Origin of the sequence: Methylobacterium sp. WL7, assembly GCF_008040085.1 — a bacterium.
GTDB classification, from domain to species: Bacteria; Pseudomonadota; Alphaproteobacteria; order Rhizobiales; family Beijerinckiaceae; genus Methylobacterium; species Methylobacterium mesophilicum.
In genome coordinates this window covers 20,186-33,105 of record NZ_VRVG01000059.1, presented here as the reverse complement: position 1 = coordinate 33,105, position 12,920 = coordinate 20,186, and the positions used below count along the sequence as shown (strand labels likewise).

The 12,920-nt window shown below is 69.8% G+C and carries 15 protein-coding genes; 6 read left to right on the top strand and 9 right to left on the bottom strand.

What is annotated here, in order from left to right; translation table 11 throughout:
• Both FV233_RS16185 and FV233_RS16180 read right to left on the bottom strand, forming a co-directional pair.
• Window positions 1-367 (bottom strand): cell division protein ZapA (locus FV233_RS16185; RefSeq protein ID WP_147898043.1); only part of this gene is annotated, 367 nt, incomplete at its 3' end.
• Window positions 368-405: 38 nt separating this feature from the next.
• Window positions 406-699 (bottom strand): DUF4164 family protein, encoded by a 294-nt coding sequence (locus FV233_RS16180; RefSeq protein ID WP_147898042.1) that lies wholly within the window; start codon window positions 697-699, stop codon window positions 406-408.
• A 550-nt stretch (window positions 700-1,249) separates the two neighbouring features.
• Between FV233_RS16180 and gap the strand changes: the two genes are divergently transcribed.
• The 6 genes from gap (at window position 1,250) to FV233_RS16150 (ending at window position 6,925) form a co-directional block, all read left to right on the top strand.
• Window positions 1,250-2,254, top strand: coding sequence for a type I glyceraldehyde-3-phosphate dehydrogenase (gap, locus tag FV233_RS16175; RefSeq protein WP_147898041.1), 1,005 nt, complete (start codon window positions 1,250-1,252; stop codon window positions 2,252-2,254).
• An 88-nt stretch (window positions 2,255-2,342) separates the two neighbouring features.
• Window positions 2,343-2,819 (top strand): hypothetical protein, encoded by a 477-nt coding sequence (locus tag FV233_RS16170; protein WP_147898040.1) that lies wholly within the window; start codon window positions 2,343-2,345, stop codon window positions 2,817-2,819.
• 25 nt (window positions 2,820-2,844) lie between these two features.
• A complete protein-coding gene (locus FV233_RS16165; RefSeq protein ID WP_147898039.1) occupies window positions 2,845-4,047 on the top strand; it encodes a phosphoglycerate kinase in 1,203 nt (400 codons plus the stop codon).
• 133 nt (window positions 4,048-4,180) lie between these two features.
• Entirely contained in the window at window positions 4,181-5,251 is a 1,071-nt protein-coding gene (fba, locus tag FV233_RS16160; RefSeq protein ID WP_147857692.1) for a class II fructose-bisphosphate aldolase, read from the top strand.
• A gap of 16 nt (window positions 5,252-5,267) precedes the next feature.
• A complete protein-coding gene (locus FV233_RS16155) occupies window positions 5,268-5,912 on the top strand; it encodes a thiamine phosphate synthase (protein ID WP_147898038.1) in 645 nt (214 codons plus the stop codon).
• Window positions 5,909-6,925 (top strand): tetratricopeptide repeat protein, encoded by a 1,017-nt coding sequence (locus FV233_RS16150; protein ID WP_147898037.1) that lies wholly within the window; start codon window positions 5,909-5,911, stop codon window positions 6,923-6,925. Before FV233_RS16155 ends, FV233_RS16150 begins: the two co-directional genes overlap by 4 nt.
• A gap of 244 nt (window positions 6,926-7,169) precedes the next feature.
• On the opposite strand, the gene FV233_RS16145 is transcribed toward FV233_RS16150, so the two are convergent.
• From FV233_RS16145 to FV233_RS16115, 7 genes are all read right to left on the bottom strand, one after another.
• On the bottom strand, window positions 7,170-7,610 hold the full coding sequence (locus FV233_RS16145) for a cupin domain-containing protein (protein WP_147855283.1): 441 nt from the start codon (window positions 7,608-7,610) through the stop codon (window positions 7,170-7,172).
• Window positions 7,607-8,017 carry a carboxymuconolactone decarboxylase family protein gene (locus FV233_RS16140; RefSeq protein ID WP_147855284.1) on the bottom strand — a complete coding sequence of 137 codons (411 nt, stop codon included), beginning with the start codon at window positions 8,015-8,017 and terminating at the stop codon, window positions 7,607-7,609. The genes FV233_RS16145 and FV233_RS16140 overlap by 4 nt, the downstream gene beginning before the upstream one ends.
• Before the next feature lie 10 nt (window positions 8,018-8,027).
• Window positions 8,028-8,453, bottom strand: coding sequence for a DUF779 domain-containing protein (locus FV233_RS16135; protein WP_147855285.1), 426 nt, complete (start codon window positions 8,451-8,453; stop codon window positions 8,028-8,030).
• Window positions 8,454-8,603: 150 nt separating this feature from the next.
• Window positions 8,604-10,127, bottom strand: a complete 1,524-nt coding sequence (adh, locus tag FV233_RS16130; protein WP_147898036.1) for an aldehyde dehydrogenase — start codon at window positions 10,125-10,127, stop codon at window positions 8,604-8,606.
• Window positions 10,128-10,480: 353 nt separating this feature from the next.
• On the bottom strand, window positions 10,481-10,828 hold the full coding sequence (locus FV233_RS16125; protein WP_147855287.1) for a DUF3325 domain-containing protein: 348 nt from the start codon (window positions 10,826-10,828) through the stop codon (window positions 10,481-10,483).
• Window positions 10,825-12,348 carry a PepSY-associated TM helix domain-containing protein gene (locus FV233_RS16120; protein ID WP_147855288.1) on the bottom strand — a complete coding sequence of 508 codons (1,524 nt, stop codon included), beginning with the start codon at window positions 12,346-12,348 and terminating at the stop codon, window positions 10,825-10,827. Before FV233_RS16120 ends, FV233_RS16125 begins: the two co-directional genes overlap by 4 nt.
• Entirely contained in the window at window positions 12,345-12,656 is a 312-nt protein-coding gene (locus FV233_RS16115; protein WP_147855289.1) for an iron transporter, read from the bottom strand. The genes FV233_RS16120 and FV233_RS16115 overlap by 4 nt, the downstream gene beginning before the upstream one ends.
• Window positions 12,657-12,920: the final 264 nt, after the last annotated feature.

Genomic DNA, 12,920 nt, shown 5'->3' with positions numbered 1-12,920 from the left:
TCCCCACGCCGCTCCCCCCCAAAGAATCCGCCAGCTTCCCGATCCTCTCTGCGGCCCGCCCGATCCCGTCGACGGCGCGAGCGGCGTCTTCCGCGCGGCTGCGCTCTGCCGCGTCGGCGGTCTTGCGCAGCTCCGCCGTCTCGGCCTCCAGGGCGGCGTGGCGGGTGCGCAGCTCGGCCAGCTCGTCGGCGATGGTCAGGGCGGCCATCACCTGGAGGCGCATGTCGCCGATCTCGCCGAAACTCTGGCGCATCTCGCCGATGCGGGCGCCGAAACCCTCGGCGAGCCCGGTGAGGTGGGCCTCCTCGCCGGCGCCGCAGGCCATGCGGTAGAGCTTTCCGTCGATGGTCACGTTGATCTGAGGCAAGGATCGCTCCGATGGACGGCGGCGCTGGACGGAACCGGTCAGGCCCGGCCGAGCACGCCCTGGACGGTCTGGATCGCGCGGTCGAGCCGCTGGCCGACCAGTCCGGTCGTGGCCTCGACATCGGCCAGATGCGCGCTGGCGGCGTCGAGGGCGGCGGCGAGCCGGGCCCGGTCTTCGTCCATCAGCGCCAGCTCGGCGTCCCGGTCGTCGGGCTCGGCCTCGGCCTCGGCCTCCAGGCGGCGGGCCACCACCGCGTCCAGGCGGCTCAACGCGGCGTCGAGCCGGGCGAAGGCCGCGTCGATGGGGTTCGGGTCCGTCCTGTCGTCGGCCATGGGGCTCCGCTCGCCGGGCGCATCGTCCCGACCGCGCGGGCTTTCAGGCGACGATGCTTCGGGGCCGTAAGTTTCGGCCGGATGCGTCCGGAATTCCAGTCCGAAATGTTGGTGCGTGTCCACGCCGTTACGGCTCAGCAATCGCCGCCGCACAACCCTGTCTATTGGATGTGGAATAGGCCCGTGTTTGTCACGGGCGTGCGTTTGACAGGTGGAGACGCCATGTTAGACAGCCGCGCGCTCCCGGAAGGGGCCGCTTCAGATAGGCTGGAAGGCCGATCCGTGACAGTCCCGTGGCCTCAGCCAACGCCGTCGGATCCGATGGGCGCGGCCGGAGCGGCCCGGCCTCTCGCGGCCCGGTTCATCGCAGGTTCAAACCCGCCCGCCCAGATCGGCCCCGCCCGGTCGGCCTGGAGGCGGGCCGCCCCGGCGTCATCCCGAAAGGCGGGTTTCGGCTTTCGGACAGGATGAGGCCACACGAACGACACTGCGCCGAGGACCGGGCGACCGGCCCGGTGCGCGGTGCTCCGCAGCAGGAAGGAGTCACACCGTGACGAAGGTTGCCATCAACGGGTTCGGACGCATCGGCCGCAACATCCTGCGCGCCATCGCGGAATCCGGCCGGACCGACATCGAGGTCGTGGCGATCAACGATCTCGGCCCGGTGGAGACCAACGCCCACCTGCTCCGCTTCGATTCCGTGCACGGCCGGTTCCCCGGCGAGGTCGCGGTGGACGGCGAGTTCCTGGTGGTCAACGGCCGGCGCATCAAGGTCACCGCCGTGCGCAACCCGGCCGAGCTGCCGCACCGCGATCTCGGCGTCGACATCGCGCTCGAGTGCACCGGCATCTTCACCGCGAAGGACAAGGCCAAGGCCCATCTCGACGCCGGCGCCAAGCGCGTGCTGGTCTCGGCGCCGGCCGACGGCGCCGACCTCACCGTGGTCTACGGCGTCAACCACGACAAGCTGACCGCCGAGCACCTCGTCGTCTCGAACGCTTCCTGCACCACCAACTGCTTGGCGCCGGTCGCCCAGGTGCTGGACGCGGCCGTGGGCATCGAGCGCGGGTTCATGACCACGATCCACTCCTACACCAACGACCAGCCGTCGCTGGACCAGATGCACAAGGATCTCTACCGGGGCCGCGCCGCCGCGCTCTCGATGATCCCGACCTCCACGGGCGCCGCCAAGGCCGTGGGCCTGGTCCTGCCCGAGCTGAAGGGCAAGCTGGACGGCACCGCGATCCGCGTGCCGACCCCGAACGTCTCGGCGGTGGACCTGGTGTTCACGGCCAAGCGCGCCACCTCGGTCCAGGAGATCAACGACGCGATCAAGGCCGCCGCCGCCGGCCCGCTCAAGGGCGTGCTCGGGGTGACCGACCAGCCGAACGTCTCGATCGACTTCAACCACGATCCGCACTCGTCCACCTTCCACCTCGACCAGACCAAGGTGATGGATGGCGTTCTGGTGCGCATCCTGACCTGGTACGACAACGAGTGGGGCTTCTCGAACCGCATGGCCGACACGGCCGTGGCGATGGCCAAGCTCATCTGAAGACCTTTGACGCCCGCCGGTCCGGACCGGATCGGCGGGCGCCGCTTCGACCGAACGGCCTTACCTCGAACCAGGGGATCATCCCGGGATGACCGACGCTTCGCAGGGCACGTCGAGCGGACAGGGCGCCGTCGTGACGCCTACGCCCAGACCCGTCACTTCGCCGCCACCGCTGGCGACGGCCGCCCCGGTGGCGACGGCGCCCGCGCAGGGGCTGCCGGCGAGCCACCTCCTCGACCAGCTCGCGCGGATCGAGGACAAGTGCTCGCGGATCGAGGACAAGTACGCGCGCTCCGAGTCCCTGCTGTCGCGGGTCGAGGACAAGGTCGAGAACGCCGCCAACCGGATGAATGAATCCGCCCGGCAATCCGACCTCGCGGCCCTGCGCACCGAGATGCGTGGGCTCGCCGACCGGACCCGGCGCCTGCCCGGCACCGGCGCGCTGGTGCTCACCGCCGTGATCACCGCGATCCTCACCGTCGTGCTGATGGTGGCGGTGCAGCGCCTCAACCTCGACCGCCTGATCCCGGCGCCGGCCGCCACGTCCGGCACCACCGTCCAATAACAGCCCTCGACCCGCACAGGACCGCATGAGCGCCTTCCGCACCCTCGATGACGCCGGCGCCCTGACGGGCAAGCGCGTGCTGATGCGCGTCGATCTCAACGTTCCGATGGAGGACGGCCGCGTCACCGACGCGACCCGCATCGAGCGCGTCGTCCCGACCATCCGGGAGGTCGCCGAGAGGGGCGCTAGGGTGATCCTGCTGGCCCATTTCGGCCGCCCCAAGGGCAAGCGCGAGCCGAAGGAATCCCTGGAGCCGGTGGTTCCGGCGCTGAGCCGCGCGCTCGGCCGCACCGTCGCCTTCGCGGCCGATTGCGTCGGCGACGACGCGGCCCGGGCCGTCGCCGCGTTGAAGGACGGCGACGTCCTGCTCCTGGAGAACACCCGCTACCATTCCGGCGAGGAGAAGAACGACGCGGCCTTCGCGGACGCGCTCGCTTCCAACGGCGACGTCTACGTCAACGAGGCGTTCTCCGCGGCACACCGCGCCCACGCCTCCACCGAGGGCCTGGCCCATCGCCTGCCGGCCTATGCGGGCCGCGAGATGCAGGCCGAGCTCGAGGCCCTGACCAAGGGCCTCGAAGCGCCGCAGCGGCCGGTGATCGCGCTGGTCGGCGGCGCCAAGGTGTCGTCCAAGATCGACCTTTTGGAGAACCTCGTCGCCAAGGTCGACATGCTGGTGATCGGCGGCGGCATGGCCAACACCTTCCTGCACGCGCAGGGCAAGGCGGTGGGCAAGTCCCTGTGCGAGAAGGACCTCGCCGAGACCGCCCTGCGCATCCTGGCGGCCGCGGACAAGGCCGGCTGCCGGATCATCCTGCCGGTGGACGCGGTGGCGGCGACCGAATTCAAGGCCCAGGCCCCGCACGAGACCGTACCGGTGGATTCGGTGCCGGAGGGCAGCATGATCCTCGATGCCGGCCCGCGCTCGGTGTCCGAGATCAACGCCGCCATCGACGACGCCAAGACCCTGGTCTGGAACGGCCCGCTCGGGGCCTTCGAGCTTGCACCCTTCGACGCCGCCACGGTGGCCGCCGCCAAGCACGCGGCCGCGCGCACCGAGGCCGGCCAGCTGGTCTCGGTCGCCGGCGGCGGCGACACCGTGGCCGCCCTCAACCATGCGGGCGTGGCCGCCGCCTTCACCTACGTCTCCACCGCGGGCGGGGCCTTCCTCGAATGGTTGGAGGGCAAGGCCCTGCCGGGCGTCGAGGCGCTGCGGGCGAAGGGCTGAACGGTCCGGAGGCGCCGCCGGAAGGCGCCTCCCGCTCTGCTGCAGACCGATCTATACAACGGAACGAACGCGAATTGAGGCGCCTCCGGCGATCGGGCGGATCGCCGGACGGCAAGCGGGAAGATAAGAGACCATGGCACGGATCACCCTCAGGCAGCTCCTCGACCACGCGGCCGAGCACGAATACGGCGTGCCGGCGTTCAACCTGAACAACATGGAACAGGGCCTGGCGATCATGGCGGCGGCCGACGCCACCGACTCGCCGGTGATCCTGCAGGCCAGCCGCGGCGCCCGCGCCTACGCCAACGACGTGGTGCTGGCCAAGCTGATCGACGGCCTGGTCGAGATCTACCCGCACATCCCGGTCTGCATGCATCTCGACCACGGGAACAACGAGGCCACCTGCGCCACCGCGATCCAGTACGGCTTCACCTCGGTAATGATGGACGGTTCGCTCAAGGGCGACGGCAAGACCCCGGCCGACTACGCCTACAACGTCGAGATCACCCGCAACGTCACCAAGATGGCCCATTGGGCGGGCGTCTCGGTCGAGGGCGAGCTCGGCGTGCTCGGCTCCCTGGAGAGCGGCCAGGGTGAGGCCGAGGATGGCCACGGCGCCGAGGGCGTGCTCAGCCACGACCAGCTGCTCACCGACCCGGACGAGGCGGTGAAGTTCGTGGAGGCCACCAAGGTCGACGCCCTCGCCGTCGCCATGGGCACCAGCCACGGCGCCTACAAGTTCACCCGTCAGCCTGACGGCGACGTGCTGGCGATGAACGTGATCGAGGAGATCCACCGCCGCCTGCCGACGACCCACCTGGTCATGCACGGCTCGTCCTCGGTGCCGCAGGACCTGCAGGACATCATCAACCAGTACGGCGGCCAGATGAAGCCGACCTGGGGCGTCCCGGTCGAGGAGATCCAGCGCGGCATCAAGCACGGCGTGCGCAAGATCAACATCGACACCGACAACCGCATGGCGATGACCGGCCAGATCCGGAAGATCCTGACCGAGAACCCGTCCGAGTTCGATCCGCGCAAGTACCTGAAGCCCGCGATGGATGCGATGACCAAGCTGTGCAAGCAGCGGTTCGAGGAGTTCGGCACCGCCGGCAAGGGCTCGAAGATCCGCCCGGTCTCCGTCTCCGAAATGGCCAAGCGCTACGCCAGCGGCGCGCTGGACCCGAAGATCGGCGCGCGTTGACGCGCCGGCCGGCCCAATGAGCAGCAACCAGCGCCTCGCCCTCCTCGGGCCCCACAACCTGGATGCCGACGGCATCGACGCCTTCGCGGCCGCACTCGGTGCGGCCTGCGCGGCGGGCGACGTCGCGGCCGTGATCCTGCGGCTCGCCGCCACCGACGAGCGCGGGCTCACCGCCCGGGTGAAGCAGGTCGCGCCGATCACGCAAGAAGCCGGCGCGGCCCTCGTCGTGGCCTGCCCGGGGTTCACCGGCGACCTCGTCTCGGTGGCGACGAGGGGTGGCGCCGACGGGGTGCATGTCGACAAGCCGCGCGACCTGAAGGACCTGCGCGACCGTCTCCGAGAGGGTCGCATCCTCGGAGCGGGCGGCATCGAGACCAAGCACGGTGCCATGGAGGCGGGCGAGGCCGGCATCGATTACCTGATGTTCGGCGGTCTCTATCCGGACGGTGTCGCCCCGGAGGCCGACACCGTGCTGGCGCGCGCCGAATGGTGGGCCGAGATCTTCGAGACGCCCTGCGTCGCGGTGGCCGCGACGGCGGACGAGATCGGCCCCCTGGTCGCCACCGGGGCCGAGTTCGTCGGTCTGGAGAGCGGCCTGTGGCTGCCCGGGACTGACGTCGTCGCGCGGGCGCAAGCCGCGATCGCGGAGCGGGCCGCGTGAGTCTGCGCGTCCTGGTTCTTGCGGCATCCCTGGCCGCGGCGCTGCCGGCGCTCGCCGCGCCCAGCCCGCTCGATCCGGCCAAGATCGTCGCCCCGACCGACAAGACCGCGATGCCGGAGCTTCCGAGCCCCTACACGCCGAACTATTCCCGGGGCGCGGTCCCGCCCGCCAGCGGCCAGCCGGCGGACCTCGCCTACGGTGCCTACCAGCGCGGCCAGTACGTCACCGCCTTCCGGGAGGCGACCAAGCGGATCGAGGCCAATCCCAAGGATGCGGCCGCGATGACGCTGCTGGGCGAGCTCTACAACCAGGGGCTCGGCATCAAGCAGAACCCGGTCAAGGCCGCCGAGTGGTACCGCCTCGCGGCCGCCCAGAACGACGCCGCCGCGATGTCGTCGCTCGGCCTGATGGCGCTCGACGGGCGCGGCATGCCCAAGGATCCCAAGGCCGGCCGGCGCTGGCTGGAACAGGCCACGGCCCAGGGCTCGTCCACGGCCGCCTACAATCTGGGGCTGATCCTGATCGGCACCGGCGCCACCGCCGACGAGGCGGCCGCCGCCACGCAGTTCCGCAAGGCCGCCGATGCCGAGATCGGCCCCGCCCAGCACGACCTGGGCGTGCTCTACCTCCAGGGCCGCGGCGTCGCGAAGGATTCGAGCCAGGCGGCCCAGTGGTTCCGGCGCGGGGCCGACAACGGTGACCTCGCCAGCGAGGTCGAGTACGCGATCCTGCTGTTCAACGGCAACGGCGTGACCAAGGACGAGCGCTCGGCCGCCCGCTACTTCCTGCACGCGGCCTCGCGCGGCAACGCCATCGCGCAGAACCGGCTTGCGCGGCTCTACGCGGTGGGCCGGGGCGTATCCAAGAACCTGATCGAAGCCGCGGCCTGGAACCTCGCCGCCGCCGCGCAGGGCCTGTCCGACGCCTGGCTCGACCAGACGCTGTCGGGGCTCAGCGGCGACGAGCGCACCCGCGCCGAGCGGCTGGCCAACGAGCGCATCGAGCAGCGGTAGCGCTGAGGCGGAAAGAGCCAGGCGAGTGTGACGCCGAGTTTTCCCACGCACACCCTCATCCTGAGGTGCGCGGCGATCGAAGATCGCCGTGCCTCGAAGGAGGCCTCCAGATGCCTCAGCGACTTCTGGAGGCCTCCTTCGAGGCCTCCGCTTTGCTTCGGCACCTCACGATGAGGGGGGTGGGTGGAAAGGCGTTTGCCCCGGTAACGGCCGCCTCACTGGCCCGCGCGAACAAACCGAAAGCCTACCCCTCGGCCTTCGACCAATCCACACCGGCTTCGAGTTCCGGCAGCAGGACCACGCTCTCCTGCTCGTTCGGGTCGGTCCGGGCGATCACTGCCGTGACCGGCTCGGTCCGGCTGCGGTTGTAGGGCAGGTGCGGCACGTCGGCGGCGATGTAGACGAACTCGCCGGCTCCCGCGATCGCGTGGTGCTCCAGGCGCTCGCCCCAGAAGCAGCCCGAGATCCCCGAGAGGACGTGGATCGCGGTCTCGTGCGATTCGTGCTTGTGGGCGTGGGCGCGCTCGCCGGGCGGAATTTCCAGAAGCTGAAGATGCAACGCCTTGGCGCCCACCGCCTCCGCCGAGATCGCGGGGCGGTAGATGTGCCCCTGCTTGCCGCGGAACGGCGCGCTCTCGCGCAGGACTACAAGGCCCGGCCGTGATGCCTCGGATGCGTCGCTCATGATTCGCCGACCTTGAACGCGGAATCGACCGGGATCTGCAGGCCGTTGACCAGGGCGTTGGTCTGGTTCGCCATCCCGACCACCGCCAGGAACTCGCCGTGCTGCTCCGCGGTCAGGCCCTTCGCGCCGGCCGCGGCGGTGTGCGAGTGGATGCAATAGGGACAGCCGTTGGCGATCGAGACCGCGATGTAGACCAGCTCCTTGGTCAGCGGATCGAGGCTGCCCGGGCCCATCACGACCTTGAGGCTCGCCCAGGTGCGCTCCAGAAGGCCCGGATCGTTGGCAAGTCCGCGCCAGAAGTTGTTGACGAAGTCCGAGCCCCGGGTCGCCCGGATGTCGGCGAAAACCGCCCGCACCCGCGGGTGGGCCTCGGCTTCGGCATCGCTCCACAGCTTTACGGTCGCCATCTTGCCTCGCTCAGAGCTTGCAGGCGCCGTCGAGCGCCCGATTCTCGGCCTCGGTGAACAGGCGCGAGCGGATATGGAAGCGCTTTTCGCGGCCGTTTTCCAGAGAGAACATGCCGCCGCGCCCCGGCACCACGTCGAGCAGGATGTGGGTGTGCTTCCAGACCGCGAATTGAGACCGGGAGATGTAGAAATCCGCGCCGCCGACCTGCCCGAGATGGACGTCGCCGTCGCCGATGATGAAGTCGCCGAGCGGGTAGCACATCGGCGAGGACCCGTCGCAGCAGCCGCCGGACTGGTGGAACATCACCGGCCCGTATTCGGACCGGAGTTCGTCGATCAGTGCCAGCGCCGCCGGCGTCGCGGTGACCCTCAGGGGTGTGCCGTCGACACCAGCCTGCTCCGCCGTGGTGGCGTCGTTCGTGGAAACGGCGGTCATGCTTCACTCCCCTGCTGGCTGTTGGATATGCGTGCGGGGGTTCGGATTTCTACGGCGCGGCCCGGTTCGGCAGCAAACCCGGCCCCCAAAAGAAAAACCCCGGCCGCGAGGCCGGGGTGAAGTCGGCTCGGGGGTAACCCGGACCAGGACTCAGAAGAATCCGAGCTTCTTGGCCGAGTAGCTGACCAGCATGTTCTTGGTCTGCTGGTAGTGATCGAGCATCATCTTGTGGGTCTCGCGGCCGATGCCGGACTGCTTGTAGCCGCCGAAGGCCGCGTGGGCCGGGTAGGCGTGGTAGCAGTTCGTCCAGACGCGGCCGGCCTGGATCGCCCGGCCGAAGCGGTAGGCGCGGGTGCCGTCGCGGGTCCAGATTCCGGCGCCGAGGCCGTAGAGGGTGTCGTTGGCGATCGCCAGCGCGTCGGCGTCGTCCTTGAAGGTCGTGACCGACAGGACCGGCCCGAAAATCTCCTCCTGGAAGATCCGCATCTTGTTGTGGCCGCGAAACACCGTCGGCTGCACGTAGAAGCCCTCGGCCAGCTCGCCGTCCTTGACGTTGCGTGCGCCGCCGGTGAGCAGCTCCGCGCCTTCCTGGCGGCCGATGTCGATGTAGCTGAGGATCTTCTCCATCTGCTCGCCCGAGGCCTGGGCGCCGATCATCGTGGCGGGATCGAGCGGCGAGCCCTGGGTGATCGCCTCGACGCGCTTCACCGCCCGCTCCATGAAGCGGTCGTAGATCGACTCGTGCACGAGCGCCCGGCTCGGACAGGTGCAGACCTCGCCCTGGTTGAGGGCGAACATCGTCAGGCCCTCGAGGGCCTTGTCGAAGAAGTCGTCGTCCTCGTTGGCCACGTCGGCGAAGAAGATGTTCGGCGACTTGCCGCCCAGTTCCAGCGTCACCGGGATCAGGTTCTGCGAGGCGTATTGCATGATCAGGCGGCCGGTGGTCGTCTCACCGGTGAACGCGATCTTGGCGATGCGCGGCGACGACGCCAGCGGCTTGCCGGCCTCAAGGCCGAAGCCGTTGACAATGTTGATGACGCCCGGGGGCAGCAGGTCGGCGAGCAGTTCCATCACCACCAGGATCGAGGCCGGGGTCTGCTCTGCGGGCTTGAGCACCACGCAATTGCCGGCGGCGATCGCCGGGGCGAGCTTCCAGACCGCCATCAGGATCGGGAAGTTCCACGGGATGATCTGGCCCACGACGCCGAGCGGCTCGTGGAAGTGATAGGCCACCGTGTCGTGGTCGATCTCGGAGATCGAGCCTTCCTGAGCGCGGATGCAGCCGGCGAAGTAGCGGAAATGGTCGATCGCCAGGGGGATGTCGGCGTGGGTCGTCTCGCGGATCGGCTTGCCGTTGTCCCAGGTCTCGGCCAGCGCGATCAGATCGAGGTTCTCCTCCATCCGGTCGGCCATCTTGTTGAGGATGCGCGCGCGCTCGGCCGGGGCGGTGCGGCCCCAGGATTCCTTGGCCGCGTGGGCGGCATCGAGCGCCTTGTCGACGTCGGCGGCGTCGGAGCGGGCAACCTCGCAGATCACCTTGCCGGTGATCGGCGAGGTGTTCTCGAAGTAGCGGCCGGCGGTCGGGGCGACCCACTGGCCGCCGATGAAGTTGTCGTAGCGGGCCGAGAAGGGCGACTTGGTCCGGGCGTCGCCGAGAAATTCCGGCTTGTTCATGGCTCTGTTCCCTCCGTAGGCCCCGGCCTCGCGAACCGCGGCTCTTGGGCTGAAGCTGGCACGCGGACGGCCGATTCGATCGGCGGCGTCCGGTTCGGCTCTGGTGGCAGCCAATGGCTTTTGGCGTGCCGAATCAAGGTGGACTTTTGGCCAGTGCGCGAGCGGGCGGATCCTACGCCCTCCCGGTCAGGATCGCGACAGGACAAGTGTCCGTCAACCCGGGACTCGGTGGTTCAGGCGTGAAAACCCCTCGGATGCCCGCTGAAGCCGCGGTCGGATCGACCAATACGTTGGCATTATTCTCATGCCATATCGCTGACCTTGAGAGTTAGCTTGGCCGGTGTGCCCGCGTCTCAGGACCCGAGCGCGAACGGCAGCGCGAGCATCGCCAGCGGCAGGGCGGCCACGGCGGCGGCCCGCAACCACGCCGGCCGGTAGGACATCACCGCCACGACCAGCAGCGCGGCGCCGGTCAGGGCGCCGATCCACTGGACCGGGCCGAAATTCCAGCCGGCGCAGGCCACCGATGCTGCGAACGACACCGCCAGCCCGGACCATCCGGCCGCGCGCAGGCTCCTGGTCCGGCTCCGGGGCGCGGGCACGCGGAACACGGCGCGGTGATGCCGGTCGAGGCTGAGTGCCAGGGCGGCGAAGCTCGAGAAGCTGAGGCACAGGCTCAGCGCCAGGGCGGCGGCGGTCACGCTTCCACCGTCCGTGACAGTGCCGGCTTGGCCGCCCGAACCCGACCCGGTCGCCTGGCCGCGAAGCGGGCGCCGACGGCGAGCAGGATCGCCACCGCGAGCATCGCCGCGTCGAAGCCCAGGAAGCGGGCTTGGCCGACGGTCACCGCATCCACGGCCGGGATCGCCAGGAAGGCGAGCGCCGCCGCCGAGAGCCCGGCCGGCCAGGCCTTCGCGCTGGGGGCCAGAGCCGAGGCCAGGGCCGCGAGGATCCAGACTCCGAAGAAGGCGCGCACCTCCCAATCCGCCCGGCCGGCGAGGTCGAGGGGCAGCAGCCGGTTGGCCAGGAAGTAGGCGGCCAGCCCCGTAGGCAGCCCGGCGATCGTGCCGAGGTTGAGCACGCGCACGAGGCGCAGGCCGAAGCCCGCCGGGTTCGCGCCCTTCGGCGCCCGGGCCACGGTCCAGAGCACGAGGCCCGACGCGATGGTGGCGGCACCCATCACGCCGCAGAGGAAGAACAGGATGCGCAGGGGCGCGGCGGCGAAGTGCGCCTCGTGCAGGCCGATCATCACGGCGCCGGTGCGGGTCGCGCCGCCGGCCTCGCCGGTCCGGGACAGCTCAGTACCGGTATCGCCCGCGTAGACGATCTGCGGATGCAGGTGCGCGAGGCCGGGCGGCTCCTCGAAGAAGGCGGTGACGCTCGAGGCCGCATCGCCCGGCTTCGTCACCATCACGACCTCCGGGGGCTCGCCTCCATCCGTGGTGGCACGGGCCACGATGTCGCCGAGCGGCATCTGGGCGCCCGGCTCACCCGCGGGCTTGCGTGCCGCCGCCATGATCCCGGACTCGGCGTAGTAAGCCAGCAGATCGTGCTGGTAGGCCGCCTTCACGCCCCAGGGCATCAGCAGCGGCCCGAGTTCGACCAGGCCGGTATAGACGATCATCAGGTGGAACGGCAGCGCCAGCACGCCGACGACGTTGTGGGCGTCGAGCCAGCCGCGCTGGGCAGAGCGGTCCCGCCGGAACGTGAAGAAGTCGGCGAAGATGCGACGGTGGGTGACGATGCCGGTGATCAGCGACACCAACAGGATCATCGCGCAGATCCCTACGATCCAGCGGCCCCAGAGCGCCGGCAGGGCCAGCTCGAAATGGAAGCGATAGAGGAAGTCGCCGCCCTTCGTCTCGCGCGCGGGCGATGCTTCGCCGGTCGCGGGATCCAGGAGTGCGTGGTGATACGGCCCGCCCGGATCCTTCCACCAATAGACCTCGACCTGCGGTTTCTCGGCGGTGGGAAGCCGGACCGACCAGGCCATGGCATCCGGCATCACGCGCCCGAGATAGGCCGCGGCGCGGTTGGCGGACGCGGCCGGATCGACCGCAGTCGCGCTCAGTTCGGGCCGCATCCAGTGCGAGACCTCGGTGCGATAGTAGCTCGCCGTCCCCGTCACGAAGATCGCGAACAGCACCCACCCGATGACGAGTCCGGACCAGGTGTGCAGCCACGCCATCGACTGCCGGAAACTTTTCCGGGGGCTGCTCATGGAGCCGTGGCCCCGGTGAACGCCCCGGCAAGCCATAGCCCTGCCGCCAGCGGCGCCGCGACGAGGCCGAGGACCAGCGCTGCACGGCCGAGGGACCGGGCCGCGAACACCCAGACCACCGCGGCGGCCATGATCGCGAAGCTCACGAGCGTCCCGGTCGAGACCGACTCGGAACGCGGCATCGGCAGGACCAGGGCCAGGAGCGCCGCCGAGAGGGCCGCGATGCCGTAGCCGCCGATGGCCGCCAGCACCACGCGTCCGGCCACCGCCAGACGGTAGGTCAAACCTGGCATGGAGCGGGCGCTCATCGCGCGATCTCCCGATTTCGTGATCCCATTCCCGCGGCCTAGCAGCGGCGCACTGCGACTCGCAACGGCTATGTTCCGGAACGATTCCAGTGTTGTGCCGGCCGCTTGAAGTTGTTCCCAAGCGCTCTGCAATCGTAAGTCGCTCAAAGTTCGGATCGTCACGCGCCGAACCGGCATCTCGTTCGACGGCGGCGCTGCTGCGGCTTCGATGCGCGTGTGGGCGCCTCGGAGGATAGGCCATCCAAGCCTTCAGGGCGCCCTGTG

Excerpts from the sequence above, each read along its gene's own strand:
- FV233_RS16180 (WP_147898042.1), bottom strand. The coding sequence starts at position 699 with ATGGCCGACGACAGGACGGACCCGAACCCCATCGACGCGGCCTTCGCC.
- FV233_RS16170 (WP_147898040.1), top strand. The coding sequence starts at position 2,343 with ATGACCGACGCTTCGCAGGGCACGTCGAGCGGACAGGGCGCCGTCGTG.
- FV233_RS16165 (WP_147898039.1), top strand. The coding sequence starts at position 2,845 with ATGAGCGCCTTCCGCACCCTCGATGACGCCGGCGCCCTGACGGGCAAG.
- fba (WP_147857692.1), top strand. The coding sequence starts at position 4,181 with ATGGCACGGATCACCCTCAGGCAGCTCCTCGACCACGCGGCCGAGCAC.
- FV233_RS16155 (WP_147898038.1), top strand. The coding sequence starts at position 5,268 with ATGAGCAGCAACCAGCGCCTCGCCCTCCTCGGGCCCCACAACCTGGAT.
- FV233_RS16145 (WP_147855283.1), bottom strand. The coding sequence starts at position 7,610 with ATGAGCGACGCATCCGAGGCATCACGGCCGGGCCTTGTAGTCCTGCGC.
- FV233_RS16140 (WP_147855284.1), bottom strand. The coding sequence starts at position 8,017 with ATGGCGACCGTAAAGCTGTGGAGCGATGCCGAAGCCGAGGCCCACCCG.
- FV233_RS16135 (WP_147855285.1), bottom strand. The coding sequence starts at position 8,453 with ATGACCGCCGTTTCCACGAACGACGCCACCACGGCGGAGCAGGCTGGT.
- adh (WP_147898036.1), bottom strand. The coding sequence starts at position 10,127 with ATGAACAAGCCGGAATTTCTCGGCGACGCCCGGACCAAGTCGCCCTTC.
- FV233_RS16120 (WP_147855288.1), bottom strand. The coding sequence starts at position 12,348 with ATGAGCAGCCCCCGGAAAAGTTTCCGGCAGTCGATGGCGTGGCTGCAC.
- FV233_RS16115 (WP_147855289.1), bottom strand. The coding sequence starts at position 12,656 with ATGAGCGCCCGCTCCATGCCAGGTTTGACCTACCGTCTGGCGGTGGCC.